General features: G+C 63.7%; 25 protein-coding genes. 10 read left to right on the top strand and 15 right to left on the bottom strand.

Annotation, left to right across the window (positions count from 1 at the left end; all coding sequences use genetic code 11):
• Positions 1-43 precede the first annotated feature (43 nt).
• Genes H7C86_RS23990 through H7C86_RS23980 form a run of 3 tightly spaced genes read right to left on the bottom strand, consistent with a single transcriptional unit; the run spans position 44 to position 2,606 of the window.
• Complete coding sequence (locus H7C86_RS23990) at positions 44-778, bottom strand: TIM barrel protein (RefSeq protein WP_397517268.1); 735 nt, start codon at positions 776-778, stop codon at positions 44-46.
• Positions 775-1,815, bottom strand: a complete 1,041-nt coding sequence (locus tag H7C86_RS23985) for a Gfo/Idh/MocA family oxidoreductase (protein ID WP_182262353.1) — start codon at positions 1,813-1,815, stop codon at positions 775-777. Before H7C86_RS23985 ends, H7C86_RS23990 begins: the two co-directional genes overlap by 4 nt.
• On the bottom strand, positions 1,815-2,606 hold the full coding sequence (locus H7C86_RS23980; protein ID WP_047890271.1) for an SDR family oxidoreductase: 792 nt from the start codon (positions 2,604-2,606) through the stop codon (positions 1,815-1,817). Before H7C86_RS23980 ends, H7C86_RS23985 begins: the two co-directional genes overlap by 1 nt.
• A 75-nt stretch (positions 2,607-2,681) precedes the next feature.
• Between H7C86_RS23980 and H7C86_RS23975 the strand changes: the two genes are divergently transcribed.
• Positions 2,682-3,704, top strand: coding sequence for a LacI family DNA-binding transcriptional regulator (locus tag H7C86_RS23975; protein ID WP_134998848.1), 1,023 nt, complete (start codon positions 2,682-2,684; stop codon positions 3,702-3,704).
• A 58-nt stretch (positions 3,705-3,762) separates the two neighbouring features.
• On the opposite strand, the gene H7C86_RS23970 is transcribed toward H7C86_RS23975, so the two are convergent.
• Genes H7C86_RS23970 through sdhC form a run of 4 tightly spaced genes read right to left on the bottom strand, consistent with a single transcriptional unit; the run spans position 3,763 to position 7,158 of the window.
• Complete coding sequence (locus H7C86_RS23970; RefSeq protein WP_003940925.1) at positions 3,763-4,530, bottom strand: succinate dehydrogenase iron-sulfur subunit; 768 nt, start codon at positions 4,528-4,530, stop codon at positions 3,763-3,765.
• Positions 4,530-6,281, bottom strand: a complete 1,752-nt coding sequence (gene sdhA, locus H7C86_RS23965) for a succinate dehydrogenase flavoprotein subunit (protein WP_019747692.1) — start codon at positions 6,279-6,281, stop codon at positions 4,530-4,532. Before sdhA ends, H7C86_RS23970 begins: the two co-directional genes overlap by 1 nt.
• A 15-nt stretch (positions 6,282-6,296) precedes the next feature.
• On the bottom strand, positions 6,297-6,752 hold the full coding sequence (locus H7C86_RS23960) for a succinate dehydrogenase hydrophobic membrane anchor subunit (protein ID WP_003940699.1): 456 nt from the start codon (positions 6,750-6,752) through the stop codon (positions 6,297-6,299).
• Position 6,753: 1 nt separating this feature from the next.
• The gene (gene sdhC, locus H7C86_RS23955; protein ID WP_020969155.1) at positions 6,754-7,158 is read right to left on the bottom strand and encodes a succinate dehydrogenase, cytochrome b556 subunit; all 405 of its coding nucleotides are present in this window, start codon (positions 7,156-7,158) and stop codon (positions 6,754-6,756) included.
• Between the two features lie 253 nt (positions 7,159-7,411).
• On the opposite strand from sdhC, the gene H7C86_RS23950 reads away from it, so the two are divergent.
• The 3 genes from H7C86_RS23950 to H7C86_RS23940 are packed head-to-tail and all read left to right on the top strand — an operon-like array spanning position 7,412 to position 10,199.
• Positions 7,412-7,816 (top strand): cytidine deaminase, encoded by a 405-nt coding sequence (locus H7C86_RS23950; protein WP_019747693.1) that lies wholly within the window; start codon positions 7,412-7,414, stop codon positions 7,814-7,816.
• Positions 7,809-9,104 (top strand): thymidine phosphorylase, encoded by a 1,296-nt coding sequence (locus tag H7C86_RS23945; RefSeq protein ID WP_019747694.1) that lies wholly within the window; start codon positions 7,809-7,811, stop codon positions 9,102-9,104. The genes H7C86_RS23950 and H7C86_RS23945 overlap by 8 nt, the downstream gene beginning before the upstream one ends.
• Before the next feature lie 9 nt (positions 9,105-9,113).
• Entirely contained in the window at positions 9,114-10,199 is a 1,086-nt protein-coding gene (locus tag H7C86_RS23940; protein ID WP_133728418.1) for an adenosine deaminase, read from the top strand.
• A 15-nt stretch (positions 10,200-10,214) separates the two neighbouring features.
• On the opposite strand, the gene H7C86_RS23935 is transcribed toward H7C86_RS23940, so the two are convergent.
• From H7C86_RS23935 to H7C86_RS23915, 5 genes are read right to left on the bottom strand one after another with little or no spacing between them, the layout of a single operon-like run.
• Positions 10,215-11,453 carry a hypothetical protein gene (locus tag H7C86_RS23935; RefSeq protein ID WP_020969158.1) on the bottom strand — a complete coding sequence of 413 codons (1,239 nt, stop codon included), beginning with the start codon at positions 11,451-11,453 and terminating at the stop codon, positions 10,215-10,217.
• Between the two features lie 47 nt (positions 11,454-11,500).
• Positions 11,501-11,800: a YbaB/EbfC family nucleoid-associated protein gene (locus tag H7C86_RS23930; RefSeq protein WP_021332523.1), complete on the bottom strand. Its 300-nt coding sequence runs from the start codon at positions 11,798-11,800 to the stop codon at positions 11,501-11,503.
• A complete protein-coding gene (locus H7C86_RS23925; protein WP_021332524.1) occupies positions 11,797-12,150 on the bottom strand; it encodes a hypothetical protein in 354 nt (117 codons plus the stop codon). The genes H7C86_RS23930 and H7C86_RS23925 overlap by 4 nt, the downstream gene beginning before the upstream one ends.
• Positions 12,147-13,139: a C40 family peptidase gene (locus H7C86_RS23920; RefSeq protein WP_042951361.1), complete on the bottom strand. Its 993-nt coding sequence runs from the start codon at positions 13,137-13,139 to the stop codon at positions 12,147-12,149. Before H7C86_RS23920 ends, H7C86_RS23925 begins: the two co-directional genes overlap by 4 nt.
• Positions 13,136-13,450: a type VII secretion target gene (locus tag H7C86_RS23915; RefSeq protein ID WP_182262352.1), complete on the bottom strand. Its 315-nt coding sequence runs from the start codon at positions 13,448-13,450 to the stop codon at positions 13,136-13,138. Before H7C86_RS23915 ends, H7C86_RS23920 begins: the two co-directional genes overlap by 4 nt.
• An 81-nt stretch (positions 13,451-13,531) precedes the next feature.
• Between H7C86_RS23915 and upp the strand changes: the two genes are divergently transcribed.
• On the top strand, positions 13,532-14,155 hold the full coding sequence (gene upp, locus H7C86_RS23910; RefSeq protein WP_007727319.1) for a uracil phosphoribosyltransferase: 624 nt from the start codon (positions 13,532-13,534) through the stop codon (positions 14,153-14,155).
• Here the strand turns inward: upp and H7C86_RS23905 are convergent.
• Positions 14,152-15,744, bottom strand: coding sequence for a phospho-sugar mutase (locus H7C86_RS23905; protein ID WP_182262351.1), 1,593 nt, complete (start codon positions 15,742-15,744; stop codon positions 14,152-14,154). The genes upp and H7C86_RS23905 overlap by 4 nt on opposite strands.
• Entirely contained in the window at positions 15,741-16,538 is a 798-nt protein-coding gene (locus H7C86_RS23900) for a purine-nucleoside phosphorylase (RefSeq protein WP_020907041.1), read from the bottom strand. Before H7C86_RS23900 ends, H7C86_RS23905 begins: the two co-directional genes overlap by 4 nt.
• Positions 16,539-16,605: 67 nt before the next feature.
• Here H7C86_RS23900 and H7C86_RS23895 point away from each other — a divergent pair, with 67 nt between their 5' ends.
• From H7C86_RS23895 to H7C86_RS23880, 4 genes are read left to right on the top strand one after another with little or no spacing between them, the layout of a single operon-like run.
• Positions 16,606-17,304 carry an enoyl-CoA hydratase-related protein gene (locus tag H7C86_RS23895; protein WP_003940710.1) on the top strand — a complete coding sequence of 233 codons (699 nt, stop codon included), beginning with the start codon at positions 16,606-16,608 and terminating at the stop codon, positions 17,302-17,304.
• A 12-nt stretch (positions 17,305-17,316) separates the two neighbouring features.
• The gene (locus tag H7C86_RS23890) at positions 17,317-18,477 is read left to right on the top strand and encodes a M20 family metallopeptidase (protein ID WP_020969164.1); all 1,161 of its coding nucleotides are present in this window, start codon (positions 17,317-17,319) and stop codon (positions 18,475-18,477) included.
• A complete protein-coding gene (locus H7C86_RS23885) occupies positions 18,474-19,622 on the top strand; it encodes a M20 family metallopeptidase (RefSeq protein ID WP_003940741.1) in 1,149 nt (382 codons plus the stop codon). Before H7C86_RS23890 ends, H7C86_RS23885 begins: the two co-directional genes overlap by 4 nt.
• A 55-nt stretch (positions 19,623-19,677) precedes the next feature.
• A complete protein-coding gene (locus tag H7C86_RS23880; protein ID WP_019747704.1) occupies positions 19,678-20,754 on the top strand; it encodes a hypothetical protein in 1,077 nt (358 codons plus the stop codon).
• A 13-nt stretch (positions 20,755-20,767) separates the two neighbouring features.
• Here the strand turns inward: H7C86_RS23880 and H7C86_RS23875 are convergent, their stop codons facing one another.
• Complete coding sequence (locus H7C86_RS23875) at positions 20,768-21,238, bottom strand: gamma-glutamylcyclotransferase (RefSeq protein ID WP_003940753.1); 471 nt, start codon at positions 21,236-21,238, stop codon at positions 20,768-20,770.
• A 154-nt stretch (positions 21,239-21,392) separates the two neighbouring features.
• Between H7C86_RS23875 and H7C86_RS23870 the strand changes: the two genes are divergently transcribed.
• A complete protein-coding gene (locus tag H7C86_RS23870) occupies positions 21,393-22,796 on the top strand; it encodes an NAD(P)H-quinone dehydrogenase (protein ID WP_020969166.1) in 1,404 nt (467 codons plus the stop codon).
• Positions 22,797-22,889 lie beyond the last annotated feature (93 nt).

The following is a 22,889-nucleotide window of genomic DNA, read 5'->3' as shown; positions in this document are numbered from 1 at the left end:
GACCGACACGCCGTGCCTACCGTGCCTTCATCCTGATGCGGCGCTAGAGATAACCGGCGATGTCGACGTCGCCGCCACCGAGCGGACGGTACATTCCCGCCTTCACGCCGTCGGTGTAGGTGAGCTCACCACTGCGAACGCGTGATGCGAGGGCATCGTCGACGTCCTTGAGATGCACGTGGGTGATGCGCTCGGGAGCTTGACGCGCCAGGTCGACCGGATCGGTGCCGCCGATCAACAGGTGGCCGGTGTCCAGGCACAGTGGGATGGCCGAGCCGTCGAGCACTCGCAGGACCTCGTCGCGCTGCTCGATCATCGTTCCGACGTGAGGGTGGACAACTGCCCTGATTCCACGCTCGGCCGCGGCGTCAGTGAGGCGATCGAGATTGTGTAGCAGGGTTTTCCAACTCTGCTCGTCCAGTTCTGGGCGTGAATCGTAGCCGTCGGAACCCGTCGCGGCGGCCAGAACCAAAACCTCGGCACCTGAGGCGACAAAACCGTCGAGGATGGGGGAGATGCCGGGCACCGGATCATGATCGTCATCGTGCAGCAGTACTGGTGCAAACCCGCCGACTGCGCTCAGGTCGTGATCCGCGAGCACCTTGGCCATCTCGGCAGGTGCTGTCGGCAGAAAGCCCTCCGGTCCGATTTCCGTTGCCGCCAGACCGACTTCGCGCATTTCCCGGAGGACTTGCGCAGGGTCGAGTTGGTAGCCCCAGCCCGGGACTTCGCACACGCCCCAGGAGATCGGTGCGCCGGCGATGCGAGGAGTGCTCATGTGTGTGCCTCATTCTTGTCGTGAAGGAACAGATCTTTGACTTCGGTGATCGTGACGGGCCGACCCTCGCGCAGAGAGTGCGTTGCAGCTTCGGAGATCCAGGCCGACTCGACCGCATCTGTGGGCGTACACGGTGATTCCCGACGCCCGGCGACAACGCCGAGGAATGCTTCGAGTTCCGCACGGTAGGCGGACGTGAAGCGGTCCATGAAGAACGTGTACGGCTCCTGCGAGGGGAACGATGTTCCGGGGTCGAGCGAGCGGAGTGGCAAGCGGTCGTCCAGCCCGGCAACGACGGAGTCCGCCGAGCCGAGTACCTCGAGTCGGCAGTCGTAGCCGCGGCCGTTGTAGCGGGTATTTGACACGACCGCGATGGTTCCGCCTTCGAAAGTGAGAACCGTTGCGGCGGTGTCGACGTCACCGGCATCGGCGATCCCGCGATCACCCTGATTCGAGCCGGTGGCAAAAACCGTGGTGACTTCGCGGCCGCTGACCCACCTGACGATGTCGAAATCGTGGATCGAGCAGTCGCGGAAGATGCCGCCGGAGTGTTCGATGTACGAGATCGGCGGGGGAGCGGGGTCGAGGGTGGTCGATCGGAGAGTGTGTATCCAACCGAGTTCTCCAGATCGAACTGCGTTGTACGCCGCCACAAATGACGGGTCGAATCGGCGCTGAAATCCGATCTGGACTGGTACCGACGTCTGCTCGGCAGTCGCGAGGACACGAACCGAGGATTCGATCGAGTCGGCTACCGGCTTTTCGCAGAACGTCGGGATGTCTCGGCGGACAGCGGCTTCGATCAGGTCGGCGTGCGAACTCGACGACGCGGCGATCAGAACGCCGTCGATGCCTGACGCTAAAAGCGCGTCGGGATCGGCAGCGGACTCCACGTCGAGTTCGCTTGCCACGTCCGAGGTTCGACGTGCGTCGACGTCGGTGACAACCAGTGCGTCGACGCCGTCCGTCGTCAGCAGGTTTCGGGCGTGGTGGCTGCCGATTCGTCCGAGGCCGATGACTCCGATACGAGCGCCCATCAGTCCAGCCCTCCGAAGACGTTCTGGTCCCAGTCGATGATCGAACCTGTCACGACTCCGCTGCGATCGGAGAGCAGGAAGACGACGAAGTCGGCGATTTCGTCGACCTGTCCGAGCTTGCCCATGGGGAGGGTGCTGCCCGCACGTTCCTGCCAATCGTCACCAGCGTCGTGAAAAGCTCTCTGCGTGAGGTCTTCTCCCTCGGTCTGTGTCCACCCGATGTCGAGACCGTTGATCCGGATACGATCCCAGCGATGCGCATGGGCGGCGTTGCGGGTCAGCCCCGCCAGCCCGGCCTTCGCTGCCACGTACGGCGCGAGATACGGTTGCCCGCCGAGTTCGGACGTGGAGATGATGTTGACGATGGACCCGGGGACCGCACGCTCGCGCATGTCCTTGACCGCTGCCTGCATCGTGAAGAACGGACCGCGAAGGTTCACCGCGATGTGCTGGTCGAAGAGTTCCTCGGTGGTGTCGAGCAGCGTGCCGCGCGAGGTGAGTCCGGCAGAATTGACGAGGGCATCCACGCGGCCGAAATGTGAGATCGTCTCGGCCACGCTGGCGAGCGCGGAATCGGTCTGCGCCACATCGGCTTCGATGAAGTGGGTTCCCGGAAGTTCTGCCTCGAGAGCTTTTCCGACGTCCGGGCGTCTGCCGGTGAAAGCCACCTGAGCGCCCTCACGGACTGCGGCGCGAACGACGCCGGCGCCGACGCCTTGCGAGCCGCCACTGACCAGTACGACGGTGTCTGCTAGGAGTGCGGGCCTGGTTACGCCCGGCGGAGAAGTCATGGGTTTAGTCTGGCTGTGACGAAGACCTCGAGCAACAGCGAAAAACCATCAAATATCCATCATCGTGAGGTAGTTGTGGCGCATCGATTCAAAGTACGGGAGATCGCTCAGCAGTCGGGCCTGAGTGAGGCCACCGTCGACCGGGTGCTCAACGACCGTCCTGGAGTTCGTGAGGGCACACGATCGGAGGTTCGCCAGGCGATCACGGACCTGGAACGTCAACGCTCGCAACTGAAACTGGTCGGGCGTACGTTCATCGTCGACGTCGTGTTGCAAACCCCCGCAAGGTTTTCCGACGCCGTCCGTGACGCGCTCGAGGCTGAACTGCCGACCCTTGCGCCTGCTGTCGTTCGTTCCCGGTTCCACTTTCGTGAAACCGGTTCGGTCGAAGCGATGACGTCGACGCTCGACAAGATTCGCCGACGCGGATCCCACGGAGTCATCGTCAAGGCTCCCGACACTCCGGAAGTCGTGGCGGCGATCGACCGGTTGGTGGCGGCCAAGATTCCGGTCGTCACGTTGGTGACCGATGTTCCCGGTAGCAGGCGAGCCGCCTACATCGGCATCGACAACCGAGCCGCCGGAGCCACCGCCGCGTACTTGATAGATCAGTGGCTGGGGGATCGGGACGGCAACGTGCTGGTCAGCATGAGTAGCGGCTTCTTCCGTGGGGAGGAAGAACGGGAGATGGGATTTCGCTCCGCTATGCGCGTCTCGGCTCCGCATCGCCGTTTGATCGACATTCCGAACAGTGACGGTCTGGATCAGACGAGTAGGAAATTGGTGCGAGCGGCACTCGAATCCGATCCGCAGATCCGTGCCGTGTATTCGATCGGTGGTGGCAACCTGGCCACTGTCGACGCGTTCGAAGAACTGAACCGGGAGTGCAGTGTCTTCATCGCTCACGATCTCGACGGTGACAATCGAAAGTTGCTAGGGGAGAGGCGAATATCAGCGGTGCTCCACCACGATCTGCGGGCGGATGTTCGCACTGCCTGTCAGGTGGTCATGAAAGAACACGGCGCCATGGGCGCTCACTTCGGCTTTACGACGTCACCGGTTCAAGTCGTGACACCGCCCAACATGCCCCCGACATAGCTGTGCGCGGTTAAGGAGTCCGGAGACTCCCTAACCGCGCACAGGGCCGAAGGCCTGACTATCGAGCGAAGAGCAGAGCTCGCTTGACTTCCTGAATAGCCTTTGTCACCTGGATGCCGCGGGGGCATGCGTCGGTGCAGTTGAACGTGGTGCGGCAACGCCACACGCCGTCCTTGTCGTTCAGGATGTCGAGACGCTCGGAAGCGGCCTCGTCACGGCTGTCGAAGATGAACCGGTGTGCGTTGACGATGGCAGCGGGACCGAAGTAGCTGCCGTCGCTCCAGTACACGGGGCACGACGTGGTGCAGCATGCGCACAGGATGCACTTGGTGGTGTCGTCGAAACGAGCACGGTCGTGCTGGCTCTGGATGCGCTCACGAGTGGGCTCGTTGCCACTGGTGATGAGGAACGGCTTCACGGCGCGGAATGCGTCGAAGAAGGGTTCCATGTCGACAACCAGGTCCTTCTCGACGGGCAGGCCCTTGATGGGCTCGACCGTGATGGTGACCGGCTTGCCGTCCTTGGGCAGCATGTCCTTCATCAGCAGCTTGCAGGCCAGACGGTTCACACCGTTGATCCGCATGGCGTCCGATCCACAGACACCGTGTGCGCAGCTGCGACGGAACGTGAGGGTGCCGTCGAGGTAACCCTTCACGTACAGCAGCAGGTTGAGCAGACGGTCGGTGGGCAGTGCCGGGACCTGGAAACTGTCCCAGTGCTGGCCCTCGCCCGATTCGGGGTTCATCCGCGCGATCTTGAGAGTGACCATGACGGCCCCCTCGGGAACAGCGGGGAGTTTGGGTGCATCTACAGCAGGCGCAGACATCAGTACTTACGCTCCATCGGCTCGTAGCGGGTCTGGATCACCGGCTTGTAGTCCAGACGGATGTCGGAGAGCAGGCCGTCACCCTCCTTGTACGCCATCGTGTGCTTCATGTACTCGGCGTCGTTGCGATCCGGGAAGTCCTCACGAGCGTGGCCGCCGCGCGATTCCTTGCGGTTGAGGGCGCCGACGACGGTGACCTCTGCCATTTCGAGGAGGAAGCCCAGCTCGATGGCCTCGAGCAGGTCGCTGTTGTAGCGCTTGCCCTTGTCCTGGACCGTGATGTGGTTGTAGCGCTCCTTGAGAGCACGCACATCCTTGAGTGCCTGGGTGAGGCGCTCTTCGGTGCGGAAGACGGAGGCGTTGTTGTCCATCGACTGCTGCAGCTCGGTGCGGATGTCCGCAACGCGCTCGTGGCCGTGATCGGACAGGATGACGCCGACCCAGTCTTCGACCATCGCAGCCGGGGTTTCCGGCAGGTCGACGAACTCGGTGGAGTTCGCGTACTCGGCGGCAGCGATGCCGGCGCGGCGGCCGAACACGTTGATGTCGAGGAGCGAGTTGGTGCCGAGGCGGTTTGCACCGTGCACGGAAACGCAGGCACATTCGCCGGCGGCGTACAGGCCCTTGACGACCTCGTCGTTGTTGCGCAGAACCTCACCGTTGATCTTGGTGGGGATACCGCCCATGACGTAGTGGCACGTCGGGTAGACGGGCACGGGCTCCTTGACGGGGTCCACGCCAAGGTAGGTGCGCGAGAACTCCATGATGTCGGGGAGCTTCTCGTCGAGAACTTCCTCGGGGATGTGCGTCACGTCGATGTAGACGTAGTCCTTGTTCGGGCCGGCGCCGCGGCCTTCCAGAACCTCGAGGACCATCGAACGGGCCACGATGTCACGCGGAGCGAGGTCCTTGATGGTGGGGGCGTAGCGCTCCATGAAGCGCTCGCCGTCGGCATTACGGAGAATGCCACCTTCACCACGGACGGCTTCCGAGATCAGGATGCCGAGACCGGCGAGTCCTGTCGGGTGGAACTGGTGGAACTCCATGTCCTCGAGGGGCAGGCCCTTGCGGAAGATGATGCCCATGCCGTCACCGGTGAGGGTGTGCGCGTTGGACGTCGTCTTGTACATACGTCCCGAGCCGCCGGTCGCGAAGATGATCGACTTGGCGTGGAAGATGTGCAGCTCGCCGGTCGAGAGCTCATAGCAGATGACACCGGTGGCAACCGGGCCGTCCTCGGTCTCGGTGATGGCGATGTCGAGCGCGTAGAACTCGTTGAAGAACTCGACGTCGTGCTTGACGCAGTTCTGGTACAGCGTCTGCAGGATCATGTGACCGGTGCGGTCGGCTGCGTAACACGCACGGCGGACGGGTGCCTTGCCGTGGTCACGCGTGTGGCCACCGAATCGACGCTGGTCGATCTTGCCTTCGGGCGTGCGGTTGAACGGCAGACCCATCTTCTCGAGGTCGAGCACCGCGTCGATGGCCTCTTTGGCCATGATCTCGACGGCGTCCTGGTCGGCGAGGTAGTCGCCGCCCTTGACGGTGTCGAAGGTGTGCCACTCCCAGTTGTCTTCCTCCACGTTCGCCAGTGCGGCGCACATGCCGCCCTGGGCCGCGCCGGTGTGGCTGCGGGTGGGGTAGAGCTTGGTCAGTACGGCCGTGCGGGCACGGGGGCCAGCTTCGATTGCCGCACGCATGCCTGCGCCGCCGGCGCCGACGATGACCACGTCATAACGATGTTCCTGCATGAAGTCTGTGCTCCCCTAGCTCGCCGAGATATTGGGGTCGAAGGTGAAGATGACGTACGTGCCCAGGCCCATGATCAGGATCATCGAGAGAACGAGGATCGTGGTCAGCCAGAAGCGCGTGGAGTCCTTGCGGGAGTAGTCCGCGATGACCGTGCGCAGGCCGTTACCGCCGTGCAGCTGTGCCAGCCACAACATCGTCAGATCCCAGAACTGCCAGAACGGGCTGGACCAGCGACCTGCGACGAATGCGAAGTTCAGACGGTGAACGCCACCGTCGAGCATCAGCATGATGAACATGTGGCCCAGGACCAGAACGATCAGGGCGACGCCGGAGAAGCGCATGAACAGCCATGCGTACAACTCGAAGTTGTTCCGAGCCTTCGCGCGCGGGGACCGCGGGTTGTCCAGGCTTGCGGGACGGTCGTATGAGGTGCCCAGGCTCTTGGCTTCGGGTCCGTGAGTAGTCGCCATGTCAGTGCTCCGCAAACATGTTGATGAGGATGCGTCCGGCGCCTGGGATCATCACCAGGAACCAGATCGTCAGAATGGTCCAGAGCATGACGCGCTGGTACTTCGGGCCCTTCGACCAGAAGTCCACCAACATCACGCGCACGCCGTTGAGGGCGTGGTAGAGGACTACGCCGACGAGGCCGATCTCCATGAGGCCGACGAGGGGGTTCTTGTACGTGTCGATGACGGCGTCGTACGTATCGGGATTGACCCGAACGAGTGCCGTATCGAGAACGTGTACGAATAGGAAGAAGAAAGTAGCGACGCCTGTGATCCGGTGTAGAACCCAGGACCACATTCCGGGGTCGCCCCGGTAAAGCGACCTCGTGCGCTCCTTCTGAGGAGCGGCTTCAGTCGTAGTACTCATCGAGTGCTGTGCCTCCAACGTCATTGGTGGACGCGTCGAGCCTGCAGAGAGCTTCGATGTACCTCAGCCCGGGCTCGACGGGATCCTGAACCGACTTGACTCAGACTCTAAACCTATGTGAAACCGGGAACTAATCAGATGCGGGATTCGTACGCGTACCAAACTCTTTGTAAGGTTTGCCTTTCCAATCTCACCTAGCCGGTTTCGGCGTGGTTTCTGCATCCATTCAGTCGGCGTGATTGGATAACGAACCATGGGTGACATCGACTGGAAGTTGTTGCGGCACAACGCGCAAGTGGTCATGCGGCAGGCTTATGCACCGTACTCGGGCTATGCAGTGGGTGCAGCTGCCCTGGTAGACGATGGTCGGATCGTCTCAGGATGCAATGTGGAAAATGTCTCATACGGTTTGAGCCTGTGTGCCGAATGTGGACTCGTCGGTAACTTAGCCGCCACCGGGGGCGGGCGGCTGGTTGCCTTCACGTGCTGCGACGCGAAGGGCTCGATTCTGATGCCATGCGGCAGGTGCAGACAGCTTCTTCTCGAGCATGGCGGGGGTGAGATGCTTGTCGACACGAGCAGTGGGTTCAAGCCGCTGAGCGAGCTGTTGCCTGATGCTTTCGGGCCGGAACAAGCAGAGGGGCTCCGCCATGTTTGACGCAGTTTCCATCATCGGCGCCAAGCGTGACGGCCGCGAGTTGTCGGGAACCGAGATCGACTGGATAGTTCAGGCGTTCACTGAGGGGGTCGTCGGCGACGAGCAGATGTCGGCGCTCGCGATGGCGATCTATTTCCGAGGAATGTCACGAGCAGAGACCGGCCGATGGACCGAGGCAATGATCGAATCCGGCGGGAGGATGGACTTTTCGGACTTGCCGCTGCCCACCGTCGACAAGCATTCGACCGGTGGTGTTGGGGACAAGATCACCCTTCCGCTCGCGCCCCTCGTCGCGGCATGTGGTCTTGCAGTCCCGCAGTTGTCGGGACGCGGACTCGGCCACACCGGCGGAACTCTCGACAAGCTCGAGGCCATTCCAGGTTGGCGAGCCGAGCTCACGGCGACGGAGATGGTCGACATTCTCGCGGACCCGAAAATCGGCGCGGTGATCTGCGCTGCCGGAGCGAACCTGGCCCCCGCCGACAAGAAGCTCTACGCGCTGCGCGACGTGACCGGAACGGTGGAATCCATTCCGCTGATCGCAAGTTCGATCATGAGCAAGAAGATTGCCGAGGGAACCGGCGCCCTGGTGCTCGACGTCAAAGTCGGTTCCGGAGCGTTCATGAAGGACCTCGGCGACGCGCGAGAGTTGGCACGCACGATGGTCGAGTTGGGCAACGACGCCGGCGTGCGTACAAGTGCTCTCATCACCGGGATGGACACCCCGCTGGGATTGACGGCTGGCAACGCTCTCGAGGTGCGTGAATCCGTCGAGGTGCTGGCAGGCGGCGGGCCGTCCGACGTCGTCGAGCTGACCCTGGTCCTGGCTCGGGAGATGCTGTCCGCGGCTGGGATCGACGGTATCGACCCCGCAGACAGACTGGCCGACGGCACGGCCATGGACCGGTGGCGCGCGATGATCGCCGCACAAGGTGGGGACCCACACGCGACGCTGCCGGTGGCCCGGCACAGCGACGTCGTCACCGCGGACCGAGACGGCGTGCTGACCCGACTCGACGCCATGGCGGTGGGCATCGCGGCCTGGAAGCTCGGAGCCGGACGCGAACGACAGGGCGAAGCCGTTCAGGCCGGTGCCGGCATCGAGATGCACGCGAAGCCCGGCGACGTGGTCCGCGCCGGACAGAAGCTGATGACACTGCACACCGACACTCCCGAGAGATTTGATGCTGCGCGGCGGAGCCTCGGCGGAGGCTGGTCGATCGGGGCCGATTCCGACACCGTTTCGCGACCGTTGCTCATCGAGCGAATTGTGGGTGATTCGCGTTAGCGTTGGCGAATGAACGCACCGGAGTTGACCACGATCCGCAGCGCACCCAAAGTTCTTCTCCACGATCATCTCGACGGAGGACTCAGACCCGAGACTGTCCTCGAACTGGCCGAGCAGTGTGGCTACGACGAGCTGCCGGCGAATACGGCATCCGAACTCGCGCAATGGTTCCGAACTGCCGCTGACAGTGGATCGCTCGAGCTCTACCTCGAAACGTTCGCGCACACGGTCGCGGTGATGCAGACCCCGGAAGGGCTTGCACGGGTAGCGCGTGAATGCGCCGAGGATCTGGCCGACGACAACGTCGTCTATGCCGAAATCCGTTTTGCGCCCGAGCAGCACCTGGAACAAGGCCTGAGTTTGGACGAGGTCGTCGAGCACGTTCTCGAAGGTTTCCGGGCCGGCGAATCCGCTGCCAGGGTCGCGGGACGGGAGATCCGAATCGGGTGTCTTCTCACGGCGATGAGGCATGCCGCCCGGTCACGGGAGATCGCCGAACTCGCTGTGCGATTCCGGGACCGCGGCGTCGTCGGTTTCGACATCGCCGGTGCCGAGGCCGGTAACCCGCCGAGCCGGCACCTCGACGCCTTCGAATACATGCGTGATGCGAACGCCCACTTCACGATTCACGCGGGTGAGGCGTTCGGGTTGCCGTCGATCCACGAAGCCATCGCCTTCTGCGGAGCGGATCGGTTGGGTCACGGCGTGCGGATCGTGGACGACATCGACGTAGCCGGCCAAGGTGGGGCAGAGCTGGGTCGACTCGCGAACTACGTCCGTGACATGCGCATTCCCCTGGAACTGTGCCCGAGTTCGAACGTGCAGACCGGAGCCGTAGCGGCCCTGTCGGACCATCCGTTCGGACTGTTGGCGGACTTGCGCTTCCGCGTGACCGTCAACACTGACAACAGGCTGATGAGCGACACGAGCATGAGCCGGGAAATGGCCGCGTTGGTCGAGACCTTCGGTTACGGCTGGACCGATCTGGAACGCTTCACCATCAACGCGATGAAGTCGGCCTTCATCCCGTTCGACGAGCGCCTCGCGTTGATCGACGACGTCATCAAGCCGGGTTACGCCGTGCTCATCGGCTAGCTGACGTGCACCCGACTACTCAGATCGCAGCCGGGCCTCGAACTCACGCTCGAGTTCGCGCCAGGCCTCGGATTCCTTGGTGAACGGCGCACTCGGAGCCATCCGCGACGGATCGGGGTTGAGGAGGTACGAGACGTACCAACCCAGCTCGTTCGACGCGGACAGAGCCTCCTCGGTGGAGTCGTCGTCGGCGAAATCCGCTGCATCGGTGAACAATTCGACGGCAAGTTCCAGTTGCTCGGCGTCGACGACGTCCGGGCCCTGGGCGAGGTCGTCGGCGATGCCGGGCAGAACGTAGACGTTCTCGTCCGTGACCTCGATTTCGAGTGAACCGTCGACGGCAGCATTCTGAATTTCGCCGTACGTGCTGACCTGCGAGAGATCGTGTTCGTGGTTGTCGGCGAGGTAGCGAGCGAGTGCGCGCTCGCTACGGAAAACGGTGATCAGTCCGTCCTTGCCGAGGAAGATCGCCTGATCGCCCATGTAGCAGCGCAGAGTGTAGAACGTCTCGGCTGAGGTGATGATGCGGATCGGGTCGACACCGACCTCGCCCCAGAAGGTCTCGACTTCGTCTTCCTCCTCGTCGAGGTCGTCTTCGTCGAATTCCTCGTCCTCGCCCTCCTCAGCGACATCGTCGGCGTCGACGGTGTTCTCGGCGGCAGCGAGCAGTTCAGCTTCGGCGACCGCGACGGCAGCTGCATCGACCTTCGGGGAGGTGACCACCTTGTCGATGGCGTCGAGAACGGCGTCCCAGTCCTTGACGATCGCAGCGCCGACCTGGTCCCACAGCTCCAGGCCTTCGCGACCTTCGAAGGTGCCGGCGCCGGTCGCAAGCGCGCCGAGAACCGGATGGCCGCTGAAGAAGCGGATGACCGCGTCCAGTTCGCACACCTCGCCGATGTTGCGAGCCATGTTCAAGGTGTCTTCGAGTTCCGAGACCGCCAGTGCCTCAGGATCACCTGCGGCCAGTTCCGGCACGCCGACGAAGTCGAAGGTGAAGTTCTCTTCCGGTTCGAGCTCGGCTGCCGACAGTCCGGAGACGACGGCCCACGCCGGATGCTCGACCAGGTCGTTGTCGGAGTCCGTTCGGATGAAGGCCGCGAGTTCTGCGACGGAGGAGAACCCGTACAGGTCTTCCTCATGGCCGAGGAACGCTTCCCACTCGTCGTCGCCCTCGCGCCAGCGGGGTGCCCACAAAGTGACGAGGTCTCCGTCGGTGAGTCCGATTTCGATAGGGACGATGTCTCCAGCCATGGGCGGAAGCCTATCCACCGCAGAGCGAAAGGCATAGCGGGGGTTCGTCACGTTTGTTTCAGTGCCACTCGGAGCTCACTGACCAGTCGCTCTCGTTCGTCGTTGGACTGTCGAACTGCCTGGTGAATTGTTGCGACAGTCAATGCGGCCACAGTGCGAGAATTCATCGTGGTGATTGCGTCGGTAATCCGTAGGTCGACCAGAGCGCCCAGCCCGTCGACAGTCGCCGTGACTATCCCACCCTCGCTCGAGACGACCGCCCGCAGAGCGCCGACCCCGTCGACGGCGTCCTGCAAGAGTCCGGTCCGGTGTTTCGCCAGCTCCATGATTCGATCAATCTCGCTCATATCGAACGCATCCAGCTCGACGGAAGGATCTGGCCCTCGGCGGCATCGACATCGGCCAGTTCGTCTCGGGTCGCGAGACCGAGCCGATCGAGGATCGCTGCCGGGACTCCGGTCTCTTCGAGCTCCACACGATGGCGGGCGCCGGCCTCGATTGCTGCTTTCGAGCACAGTGTGAGTATCTGTTGCGCCAACCGTTCCCCGCCGTACCGCAGTTCCTCCTGGCTGATCCGCAGGTCCACGGGAATGGCGTGTTCCGTGGCGCGGACCGCGATGGTTCCAGCGCGGTTGACGGAGACGGCTGTGATGATCGGCGGTGATTCCCGCATGTTCTCGTTCATGTTTCCTGTCATTCTGTCGGACGGTAGAAACCGTGAAAGCCCATGCCGCTGTTCGTGGTTCGGATGGCGCTGATTTCGACTGGGTCGCCGGCTTCGATCATCTGGCCGCCGCCAATCACCATCGCGACGTGGCCGTCCCAGACCGCGAGGTCGCCCGGCATCAGATTGTTCTGATCGACCTGGTTCCCGATTCCCTGTTCCTGAGCCAACCTCGGAATATCGACTCCGGCCTGGCCGTACGCCCATTGCGTCAGACCACTGCAGTCCAGACCGACTCCGGGTGTCGTGCCTCCCCAGGCGTACGGGACACCCTGTTGAGTAAGCGCGTTGCGTACGGCAGCAGCGGCCTCGGCGTTCGGTGCGGTGGCAATCGAGCCGTCGGGAAGTTCGACCTCTACTCCACCGACGGAACCAGAACCACCGACGGAACCGGAACCACCGACGGAACCGGAACCACCCACCGAACCGGAGACTCCAGGTGCGGGATCGGGTATCGGGACGGACGGGACGAGTGCGGACATCTTGTCGGTCGACCCCGCCAGCTCACCGCGTACCCGCTCGATAACCGATACCGCGCGTCCGAGGTGCTCCAACGCGGCCGACAACAACATCAATTGGCCCGTCGGTGTCATGAGCGTCGGCCCGGCCTTGATCGCGAGTGTCAGAAACGACTGGAGAATCTCACCGAGTTCGGTCATTCCCGCGTACACGGACGTTGTTGCTTCGTCCACGACGCCGGCGATGTCGGTCCCACGATCGGCGAGGTTTCGCGTCGACGTCTGCGTCTGCTCGGTTTTGGTCACCGCAGCGGTGAGTGCCGTGGACGAGCTCTGAGAGGACGCCAGTTCGCTCAGAGCAGCGCTTCCCAATTGGTATGCGATCTCGAGGGCGTCCGTAGCGATTCGGATGCCGACGTCGGGTCCACTTGCGCTGGGGACGCCAGTCCCGACAATGTCGACCAGATCGATGATCGGTCGTGCGAGTGCGTCGACGTCGATCATGAGCGTGCGGCTTCAGCGAGAGTCGTTCGTACCGATTCCTCGGAGTCGAGATAGACGGCGTGAGCGTCGCGGGTGACTGACTGGACGCTGGAGATCACAGCGGACAGTCGATCGATGTCGTCGATGTGCGCTTGCTGTGCTCGGCTCGCGACATCGACGAAGTCGCCGCCGATCAGCCCCAGCACAGCGGACAGAGCCAAGTGATCGCCACCCGCCGCGTCCTGTCGAGCTTGCGCGACGTTGTCGGCAACAGTGCCCAACCGCGTGGCGAACTCCGCGATGCTTTCAGTGTCCAGATCCAGATTTGTCAACTTGTCTTCCCCCCGTTGCGCTTACTCCTTCTTGGACGCCGCGCGGGGTGCTCCGGTTCCCGAGGAACTATTCTGATGGTCATGCAAACGCACGTAGTCGACCATCCGCTCGCGGCGGCCCTCTTGACGACAATGCGTGATGCACGCAGTGAGAACGCAACTTTTCGTTCCGCACTTCGCAGGCTCACGCACATGCTGGTCTACGAGGCCATGCGTGACGCGGAGGTCGAGGAGTTTCCGGTCGACACCCCGGTAGCAGCGACGACGGGCATCCGGCTCGCGAAGCCGCCGTTGTTGGTACCAGTGCTGCGGGCCGGTCTGGGCATGGTCGAACAGGCGAGTGCGCTGATTCCGTCGGCCGGCGTCGGCTTTGTCGGAATGGCCCGAGACGAAGAGACTCATCAGCCGGTTCCGTACCTCGAATCCCTGCCGGCGGATCTGTCCGGGATCCCGGTGTTCGTGCTCGATCCGATGCTCGCCACCGGTGGCTCGATGGTGCACACCATCGACTTGCTGGTTGCGCGTGGCGCGACGGATGTCACGGCAGTGTGCGTCGTGGCCGCTCCGGCCGGCGTCGACGCGCTGGCAGCGTCCGGCCACCCGGTTCGTCTGGTCATCGCGAGCATCGACGACGGACTCGACGAGAACGCTTTCATCGTCCCCGGTCTCGGTGACGCCGGCGATCGGCAGTTCGGACCCCGCTAGAGCGAAAGGGCGAAGGTTCGAAGTTCGGCCAGCCGGGCCTTCGCCTGCTCTAGTGCGTTCGCGAGGTCGTCGCGGTTCGCCACCGGGACGACAACTTCGAGATAGCACTTGAGCTTGGGCTCGGTTCCGGACGGTCGCACAACCACGCGGATCGACGGCCCGTCGAATATCACTGCGTCGGTGCGCATACCGCCGCGAACCAGGGACAAGTCCTCGGTCGTGACCGGCTCACCCGCGAGTTGGCCAGGAGGATCGGCGCGTAGTCGTTTCATCATTTCGGCGATGTCGCTCGAATCCTCGACGCGGCGGGATACTTGGTCCCCGCGATGCAGTCCGAATTCGACGGCATAGTCGCCTAGAACGTCCAACAGGGTTCTGTTGCTGCCCGCGAGGGTGGCAGCCAAGTCGGCCACCAGAACGGCAGCTGAGATTCCGTCCTTGTCCCGCACCACATCCGGATCGACGCAGTGCCCGATCGCTTCCTCGTAGGCGTAGACGAGTCCGTCGCCGGCGCGCGTGAGCCACTTGAATCCGGTGAGTGTCTGCGCAAACCTGGCTCCGCGAGCTTTCGCCAACTTCGAGAGCAGAGTCGAGGAGACGATCGTCGTCGCCACCAACGAATCTTCGGGCGCCGTGTGCAGTACGTGGTCGGCCAGGAGCACCCCGGTTTCGTCGCCGCGCAACATGCGCCACTGATCACCGTCGCGAACTCCGACGGCGCAGCGGTCGGCATCCGGGTCGAGTGCGATCGCCAGATCCGCGTCGACACTTCGGGCAAGGGCGAGCAGGCGGTCTGCGGCACCGGGCTCTTCGGGATTGGGGAACTCGACGGTCGGAAACGTGGGGTCGGGATCGAACTGCTCCGCCACGACGTGCAGGTCGTCGAATCCTGCTGCTCGCAGAGCCGCGGTCGCAGTCTCGCCGCCGACGCCGTGCATTGCCGTGAGCGCAATCCGGATCGAGCGGGCGTCGCCGTGCGGGAGGGTCGCGATGCGGGCGATGTACTCCTCGACCAGAGAATCGTCGGCCGGAATCACCGATGCTCGCGCGACGTCGGCGGCACTACCGATGCGGGCGATCTCGCTCTCGATTTCACGATCGGAGGGGGAGACGAGTTGCGCTCCGCCCGAGAGATACACCTTGTAACCGTTGTCGGCGGCAGGATTGTGGGAGGCAGTGATCTGGATACCTGCCGCTGCCCCGAGCCTGCGCACCGCGAACGCCACCAGCGGTGTCGGCAGTGGGCGGGGGAGCAGGGTCACCTCGAACCCGGCCGCTGCCATGACCTCGGCGGCGGCGAGAGCAAATGCCTCTGAACCGAGCCGGGCGTCGCGGCCGACCACAACGCGGGACCCGCCCTGGCAGCGAGCTGTCAGCCAGGCCGCCAGACCGGCCGTGGTCCGGATGACGACCGCGAGGTTCATGCCGTTGGGCCCGCCGCGCACCGGCCCGCGAAGCCCAGCAGTGCCGAACGTCAGTGGTGCGGAAAAGCGTTCGGTCAGTTCATGTTCGGAAAGGGCTGCTAATTCTGCGCGGGTAACTGGGTCCGGATCGGCGTCGATCCACTCGGTGACGTTCAGTGGTGTCACAGCTGCTCGACCAGTTGACGCAGCAGCACTCCCATCCGGGCCGCCGATGCTTTGCCTGCCGCCAGCACTTCCTGATGGTCGAGCGGGGCGCCCGTGATTCCGGCGGCCAGATTGGTGACCATGGAGATGCCGAGAACGCGGGCGCCGAGCGCACGAGCCGCGATGGTCTCGTGAACCGTCGACATGCCGACCAGATCGGCGCCGAGTGTACGAAGCATTCGAATCTCGGCCGGAGTCTCGTAGTGAGGACCGGGAAGCCCGGCGTAAACACCCTCGGCAAGGTCCGGGTCGATCGAGCGAGCCAGCGCACGCAGTTCCGGCGAATAGGCGTCGACCAGGTCGACGAACTCTGCGCCGACGAGGGGAGAGCGGGCCGTCAGGTTCAGGTGGTCACTGATCAGCACCGGTTGACCGACTGTGTAGTTTTCGCGAATACCGCCGGCCGCATTGGTGAGGATGACCGTGTCGGCGCCGGCAGCAATGGCTGTCCGGACCGGGTGGACGACGGTACCGAGATCGTGGCCCTCGTATGCGTGCGCGCGCCCGAGCAGCAGCAGGACTTCGGTGTTTCCGACGCGCACCGAACGAATGGTGCCCGCGTGACCGAGCGCGGACGGTGGGGCGAAGCCAGGAAGATCCGCCATCGAGACTTCGGCTGTCACGTCCGCACCGGCGTCGCCGAACACGTCTGCGGCATCGGTCCACCCCGACCCGAGCACGATGGCGACTGACGGTGACGAAGAGCCAGTCATGGCGGACAGAGCAGCGGCGGCGGCCTCGGCGATCGTTCCCATGTGAGCAACCCTACTGAGGAGTCGGGTCGGTTCGCCGGGTGAGTTGGCGGGCGTTACTCTCCCATCCATGCCTTATCTCGAACGCGACGGCGACGTATTCATCCTGTACCTCGGCAACGAGGGCGAAACGGACAACGAGAACCGCTTCGGCCCTGAGTGGATCGACGCTGTTCACAGCAAGTTGGACGAGGTCGAAGCGCACGAGGGGCCCGCAGCCCTGGTGACGACGGCGACGGGCAAGTTCTACACGAACGGCCTGGACACGACGTGGATCTTCGGCAATCTCGACGGTCTGCCCGGCTACCTGGACAAGGTCCACACCATCTACAGCCGTTTGTTGACCTTCCCGATGGCCACGGTCGCGGCGGTGCAGGGGCACGCGTTCGGCGCCGGCGCCATGCTCGCGTCCTCGCACGACTTCCAGATCATGCGCGCGGACCGCGGCTTCTACTGCCTCCCCGAGGTCGGACTGAACATGCCGTTCACTGTCGGCATGTCAGCACTGTTGAACAGTCGTCTGCCCAAGCAGACGGCAGTCGACGCGATGACGACGGGGCGTCGATTCGGCGGCGCCGACGCGCTTGCTGCCGGCATCGTGCAGGAAACGGTCGACGGCGACGGAGTGCTCGCCGCAGCAGTGGCCAAGGCATCGGCACTGACGTCGACTCACGGCAAGAACTTGGCGGGAATCAAGGCAGGCATCCACCGCGATGCGCTTGCGGACCTCGCTCAGGTGACTGACAAGAGCAACTTCTCCTTCGGGTGAGACAATGATCGCGTGAACCAGAATGTCGACAGCGCAGTCAGGTCCGTAGAGGCCGATCTGATTGCGCTGTCGCATTCGATACACAGCGATCCGGAACTTGCCTTCGAGGAGTTCCGCAGCGCTGCCAAAGTGTCGGACCTGCTGGCGCAGCACGGTTTCGCGGTCACTCACGGGATCGTCGATCTGCCGACGGCATTCGATGCCACCTACGGCAGCGGAGAGTTGGTCATCGCGATCTGCGCCGAGTACGACGCGCTGCCCGAGATCGGTCATGCCTGTGGGCACAACATCATTGCCGCCGCCGCGGTCGGGGCCGGCATCGCGTTGGCTACCGTGGCCGACGAACTGGGGATCACCGTCCGAGTGATCGGTACTCCCGCGGAGGAAACCGGTGGCGGCAAAGTTCTGATGCTCGAGCGTGGTGCATTCGACGGCGTCGGCGCGGCCATGATGGTTCATCCAGGACCGATCGACATCATCGGTGCCACCTCGCTGGCCCTGGCGGACATCGCCGTCAGCTATCACGGTCGCGAAGCGCACGCCTCTGCTGCGCCGGAATTCGGTCGTAATGCCGCCGATGCCGCGACGCTCGCGCAGGTGGCGGTCGGACTGTTGCGCCAGCACCTCCAGCCAGGGCAACAGATTCACGGAATCGTCAGTGATGGCGGTACTGCTCCCAACATCGTTCCGGCTCGGTCAGAACTGCTGTACTACCTGCGTGCCGAGACGGCCGCGTCGTTGGCCAATCTGTCCGAGCGTGCCGACGCCTGCTTCGCCTCGGGCGCACTCGGCACCGGATGCACCCACGAAATCCGCACGGTATCGCCCACTTACACCGAGTTGACCCCCGATCCGTGGCTGGCGGCGGCGTACCGTGAACAGATCGTCGACCTCGGGCGGGTGCCACTGGCAGCGGAATGGGAGCGCTCCCGTCCACTGGGTAGTACGGATATGGGTAATGTGACCAATGTGATTCCGGGAATTCACCCGGTCATAGGCTTGGATTCATCGGGGGCAGTGACACATCAGCCGGAGTTCGCGGCCGCGTGTATCACCACCTCCGCAGATCGAGCGGTAGTCGACGGTGCAATTGCGTTGGCCCGCACTGCTGTCCGGGTAGCGTCCGATCCAGAACAACGCACCCGTCTGTTGGAAGGGGTAGATCGCCGGTGAACGCGGCAATCGACACGTGGATTCACGCGCACACCGACGACCTCGTCGCGTGGCGTCGACACATCCATGCCAACCCGGAGTTGGCTCGCCGCGAATACGCGACCACCGAATTCGTCGCGACCCGCCTCACCGCCGCTGGGCTGTCGCCGAAGATCCTTCCCGGTGGCACCGGGCTCACGTGCGACATCGGACCTGAGGGGCCGCGAATCGCACTTCGCGCCGACATGGACGCTTTGCCGATGCAGGAGGCGACCGGGGCGACGTATTCGTCCACGGTCCCCGGTGTGTCTCATGCATGCGGGCACGACGCCCACACCACCATCCTGCTCGGCGCCGGATTGGCTCTGGCCACGCTGCCCGAACTTCCCGTCGGGGTTCGGCTGATCTTCCAGCCCGCCGAGGAAGTCATGCCTGGTGGTGCACTCGACGTCATCGCTGCCGGCGCGCTCGACGGCGTGTCCAGAATCTTTGCTCTGCACTGCGATCCGCGACTCGAGGCGGGCCAGGTCGGAATGCGTCTGGGCGCGATCACCTCTGCTGCAGACACGATCGAGGTCGTTCTCGACTCTCCGGGTGGGCACACGTCGAGGCCGCACCTGACCACGGACCTCATCTACGCACTCGGCACAGTCGTGACCGGGCTGCCGGGAATGCTCAGCCGTCGTATCGATCCGCGTACCGGCACCGTGATGGTGTGGGGTGCGGTCAGTGCAGGTCAGGCGCCCAACGCGATTCCGCAGACCGGCATGATGACGGGCACGGTACGTACCGGCGATCACGACACGTGGGAGTTGCTCGAACCGCTCGTGGAAGAAATCGTCCACGGACTGCTCGCGCCCACCGGAGTTCGCTACCAACTCAACTATCGTCGCGGAGTGCCACCGGTCGTCAACGACGAGGTGTCCACTCGGATGTTCGAGGACGCCATCGCGACCGTCGGACAAGATGCTTTGGCGGACACCCCGCAATCCGGTGGTGGCGAAGACTTTTCGTGGTACCTCGAAACCGTGCCGGGTGCCATGGCGCGGCTCGGCGTGTGGTCGGGTGAAGGCGATCAGCTCGACATCCACCAACCCACTTTCGATCTCGACGAGCGTGCACTCGGCGTCGGTGTGAAGGTTCTGACGAGCCTGGTTCTGGGATAGTTCCGGTTCCCGTCGGGGGTACCGTTTTTCGTGTCGTTCGAGTGAAGGTACGGGCATGTCCATAGGTGTGGGAGTGCGAATCGGCACATTGGTGTCGACGGCTGTAGTTGCGTCCAACGATCCGGGTTCGGCCGATCCGGTGGTGTTGGTCAGGGACACGATTCTCAATCAACGCAAGGACGGAACGACCGTGCTCGGCGGTACCGAGCAATTGGGTGCCGGCCGTGAATTCTCGGAATCATGGTCAGGTTTTGTCGGCCGTGTGGGGGACCCGAGTGGCGTCTCCGGAACGGCCGATACCCGTTACCGCGCCGAGGATTTGGTGGCGACGTCGATTCGCTGCCTGTTGCAGGAATGCGAGCCGCTGCCCGATCGTGGTGGTCGAAGTGGGGGAGCGCCCGACATCGTCGCGACCTACCCGTCGCGCTGGGACTCGTCCACAGCGGCCCTCATGCAGGATTCACTGGTCTATGCAGGCCTCGAGCGGGTCACTCTCGTCTCGGACGCCGAGGCGGTCTCGGCGTGGTTCGAGTCGGAAATCGCGGCACTCGCCGGCACGCTCATCGGCATCTATCACGTCGACGACACCGGGGCAGCGGTCACGCTGGTGCGTTCGGGCGTCGCCGCCGGCCGCGCATTCGGCTTCGCCGGCGACGGGAGTTCACCGAGTTCACGCCTCGCGACGGCACTGGGTGCGTTCGGTTGGATGCCGGAGAACCTGGACGCCGTAGTCGTCACCGGTGACGGAGAACCGGCGACAGACAAAGCAGCCATGATGTCCATAGCGGCCGGAATCGCCGAAAAGCTCGGTGTCAGATGTGAACTCGGGCCCGGACCGGAGCAGTCGGCCGCGCTGGGAGCCGCAATTCTGGCTGCCGGTTTCACCTCGACGTCGCACACGATCGTTCCGATCGGTTTGCCGCCTTCACACGACGTGACGGAGGTGTTCGACACTCTCGGACGTGAGAAGGTGGCGGCTGAAACTGCAACCGGGGTGGCAACAGTCGAGCCGGAAACTGCAGTTGTCGCAGGCGAATCGGAGTCACGCGGTTCCAAGCGTGTGCTCATCGGCCTGACGATTGTGGTGGTACTCGCAGCACTTGCAGTGCTCGCGTATTTCCTGCTGCTTTGAGCAGGACAGCTATCTAATCGGTAACACCGTTACCGGGACCCACGTTGCGGCTGTTTCTCGTCCGCAACTCTCGCACATACTCGGCCGGCGCTCCGGCAATCTCGGCGGCGTCGGCCATCACGCCGATGTAGCGGGCCGACGGCAGTCCGCCTTCGTACGCATCCATGACGTAGAGCCAAGCGAGCACCGCATCGCCTGCGGTGTCGACCCGCACGCGGATCTTGCGGTGCAGACCGAGTTCGGCACCTTCCCAGCGGTCCAGACTCACTTCGTCCTCTTCCGGGACGTCGTAGAGGACCACGAAAACACTGGAATCGGGGTCTTCGACCACGGTGGCGAGAGCCCCCTCCCAGCCGAGGTCCTCGCCGCTGAAGGTCAGGCGCCAGCCTCGCAGCCACCCTGTCCCGGACATGGGCGAGTGTGGGCAGCGCAACAACATCTGCTCGGGATGCATGTTGGAACCGTAGGCGGCATAAATCGACACGGGCGCAAGCCTAAACCGTGGTCCGAGGGTGTGGCGAAGCGGACCACCGGACGCAAGTAATCTGGTACAAGCACTGCGCGACACGTGGTGCTCGAATAGCGTGACACTGGTCGACGGGAGACCCCTGCCGGCCACGCGAGGACTTGGAGGACACATGACCCGGATCGTGATCATCGGTGGCGGACCCGCCGGCTACGAGGCGGCACTGGTAGCCGCGCAGCACGGGGCCACGGTCACCCTGGTCGATTCGGACGGCGTCGGCGGCGCGTGTGTGCTGTTCGACTGTGTCCCGTCGAAGACGTTCATCGCGTCCACCGGAATCCGCACCGACATGCGTCGTGCATCCGACCTCGGCATCACTCTGGATCCGGAGCAGGCTTCGGTGTCACTGCCGAAGATCCACTCCCGAGTCAAGAGTCTCGCGTTGTCCCAGTCCTCGGACATTCGCGCACGGTTGCAGACGGTCGGCGTCGAGGTTCTCTCCGGCACCGCCGAACTGACCGATCCGCTCCTCGGTATGGCAGCACACCAGGTTCGCGCGACGCTCGGAAGCGGCGAGCAGAAGACCATCGACGCAGACGTCGTGTTGATCGCCACCGGCGCCAGCCCCCGCATCATCCCGGGAGCCGAGCCCGACGGTGAGCGAATCATGACGTGGCGTCAGCTCTACGACTTGGACGAGCTGCCCGAGCACCTGGTCGTGGTCGGTTCCGGTGTCACCGGTGCCGAGTTCGTCTCCGCCTACACCGAGATGGGCGTCAAGGTCACACTCGTGTCCAGTCGTGACCGTGTTCTGCCCGGCGAGGATGCCGATGCGGCGCTCGTGCTCGAGGACGCCCTCGCCGAGCGCGGTGTCACCCTCGTCAAGCACGCCCGCGCAGACGCCGTCGAGCGCACCGAGAAGGGCATCATCGTCAAGCTCTCCGACGGCCGCACGGTCGAAGGAAGCCACGCACTGATGACCGTCGGTTCCGTCCCCAACACCAACGGTCTCGGCCTGGAGCGCGTCGGCATCGAGTTGGACAAGGGCGGCTACCTGCGTGTCGACCGGGTCTCGCGCACCACGGTTTCCGGTATCTACGCCGCCGGTGACTGCACCGGACTGCTCCCGCTCGCGTCGGTGGCTGCGATGCAGGGACGTATCGCGATGTACCACGCACTCGGTGAAGGCGTCAGCCCGATCAAGTTGAAGACCGTTGCGTCGGCCGTCTTCACGCGCCCCGAAATTGCAACGGTGGGTGTTTCGCAGGCAGCGATCGACAACGGAGAGGTGCCTGCTCGCACCGTCATGTTGCCGCTCAACACCAACCCGCGCGCCAAGATGTCCGGTTTGCGCCGCGGCTTCGTGAAAATCTTCTGCCGCCCGGCTACCGGCGTGGTCATCGGCGGTGTTGTGGTCGCGCCCACCGCTTCGGAACTCATCCTGCCGATTGCGATCGCCGTGCAGAACAACCTGACGGTCAACGACCTGGCTCAGACGTTCTCGGTGTACCCGTCGCTGACCGGATCGATCACCGAGGCAGCTCGTCAGCTCATGCGTCACGACGACCTGGACTGAGAACGGACCAGAGTCTTCTTACAATGTGAGAAGACTGTTTCACATACTGAAGTATTGGTGAGATAGTCGAGATACCGACCGAATCAAGGGTCG

This window comes from Rhodococcus sp. UFZ-B548, from assembly GCF_903819475.1.
GTDB classification, from domain to species: domain Bacteria; phylum Actinomycetota; class Actinomycetes; order Mycobacteriales; family Mycobacteriaceae; genus Rhodococcus_F; species Rhodococcus_F erythropolis.
This window is presented reverse-complemented; position numbering and strand designations above follow the sequence as displayed.

Excerpts from the sequence above, each read along its gene's own strand:
- H7C86_RS23990 (WP_397517268.1), bottom strand. The coding sequence starts at position 778 with ATGAGCACTCCTCGCATCGCCGGCGCACCGATCTCCTGGGGCGTGTGC.
- H7C86_RS23985 (WP_182262353.1), bottom strand. The coding sequence starts at position 1,815 with ATGGGCGCTCGTATCGGAGTCATCGGCCTCGGACGAATCGGCAGCCAC.
- H7C86_RS23980 (WP_047890271.1), bottom strand. The coding sequence starts at position 2,606 with ATGACTTCTCCGCCGGGCGTAACCAGGCCCGCACTCCTAGCAGACACC.
- H7C86_RS23970 (WP_003940925.1), bottom strand. The coding sequence starts at position 4,530 with ATGTCTGCGCCTGCTGTAGATGCACCCAAACTCCCCGCTGTTCCCGAG.
- sdhA (WP_019747692.1), bottom strand. The coding sequence starts at position 6,281 with ATGCAGGAACATCGTTATGACGTGGTCATCGTCGGCGCCGGCGGCGCA.
- H7C86_RS23960 (WP_003940699.1), bottom strand. The coding sequence starts at position 6,752 with ATGGCGACTACTCACGGACCCGAAGCCAAGAGCCTGGGCACCTCATAC.
- sdhC (WP_020969155.1), bottom strand. The coding sequence starts at position 7,158 with ATGAGTACTACGACTGAAGCCGCTCCTCAGAAGGAGCGCACGAGGTCG.
- H7C86_RS23950 (WP_019747693.1), top strand. The coding sequence starts at position 7,412 with ATGGGTGACATCGACTGGAAGTTGTTGCGGCACAACGCGCAAGTGGTC.
- H7C86_RS23945 (WP_019747694.1), top strand. The coding sequence starts at position 7,809 with ATGTTTGACGCAGTTTCCATCATCGGCGCCAAGCGTGACGGCCGCGAG.
- H7C86_RS23940 (WP_133728418.1), top strand. The coding sequence starts at position 9,114 with ATGAACGCACCGGAGTTGACCACGATCCGCAGCGCACCCAAAGTTCTT.
- H7C86_RS23935 (WP_020969158.1), bottom strand. The coding sequence starts at position 11,453 with ATGGCTGGAGACATCGTCCCTATCGAAATCGGACTCACCGACGGAGAC.
- H7C86_RS23930 (WP_021332523.1), bottom strand. The coding sequence starts at position 11,800 with ATGAGCGAGATTGATCGAATCATGGAGCTGGCGAAACACCGGACCGGA.
- H7C86_RS23925 (WP_021332524.1), bottom strand. The coding sequence starts at position 12,150 with ATGACAGGAAACATGAACGAGAACATGCGGGAATCACCGCCGATCATC.
- H7C86_RS23920 (WP_042951361.1), bottom strand. The coding sequence starts at position 13,139 with ATGATCGACGTCGACGCACTCGCACGACCGATCATCGATCTGGTCGAC.
- upp (WP_007727319.1), top strand. The coding sequence starts at position 13,532 with ATGCAAACGCACGTAGTCGACCATCCGCTCGCGGCGGCCCTCTTGACG.
- H7C86_RS23900 (WP_020907041.1), bottom strand. The coding sequence starts at position 16,538 with ATGGGAACGATCGCCGAGGCCGCCGCCGCTGCTCTGTCCGCCATGACT.
- H7C86_RS23895 (WP_003940710.1), top strand. The coding sequence starts at position 16,606 with ATGCCTTATCTCGAACGCGACGGCGACGTATTCATCCTGTACCTCGGC.
- H7C86_RS23880 (WP_019747704.1), top strand. The coding sequence starts at position 19,678 with ATGTCCATAGGTGTGGGAGTGCGAATCGGCACATTGGTGTCGACGGCT.
- H7C86_RS23870 (WP_020969166.1), top strand. The coding sequence starts at position 21,393 with ATGACCCGGATCGTGATCATCGGTGGCGGACCCGCCGGCTACGAGGCG.